This is a genomic window from Stenotrophomonas beteli, assembly GCF_001431665.1.
Classification (GTDB): Bacteria; Pseudomonadota; Gammaproteobacteria; order Xanthomonadales; family Xanthomonadaceae; genus Stenotrophomonas; species Stenotrophomonas beteli.
On sequence record NZ_LLXV01000005.1, the window covers coordinates 1 to 521 of the forward strand.

1 protein-coding gene is annotated in these 521 nt (G+C 66.2%); it reads left to right on the top strand.

The window, feature by feature from the left end:
* Nucleotides 1-404: hypothetical protein (locus ARC23_RS00675; RefSeq protein WP_057495445.1), on the top strand; the 404-nt coding region annotated here is incomplete at its 5' end.
* Nucleotides 405-521 lie beyond the last annotated feature (117 nt).

The window sequence follows — 521 nt, forward strand, 5'->3', positions numbered from 1 at the left end:
TGGCGATCGCCATCGCCGGTGCAGGCGCCGCCGTGCATTACAGCGAGTCGGTATATGAGGCCGGCCTCTGGCGCGGGCTGCTGCCCACGCTGTGCTTCCTGGTCGCGCTCATCTGGATCGTGCTCAGCATCATCCGCTTCGACCTGACCCTCCAGCAGCACTTCGAGCGCACGCTGTCGCGTTGGCTCAGCCGGCTGCTGTATGTGGTGCTGCTCGGCATCGGCATCACCGCCGTGTTCTTCGTCACCGAGCTGGCATCCAGCAACCACATCGCACGGATGTGCGATTCAGTGGCCGACGAGCCGTCCAGCCGTATCCACAGGTCGGCTGAATGCCAGCGCCTGTACCAGCATCGGGCGGCCTACCGGCAGCGGCTGGAGTCGGCCGAGGGTGAGTTCGACTGAGACATCGTCGCCGGGCCGTCCCGCTGATGAACACATTCCGTGGATATGGCGTTGGGCACAGTGGGGTGACACCCCACGACCGGCCCGCACGGAGCTGCCATGCATCCCCCCTCCGCC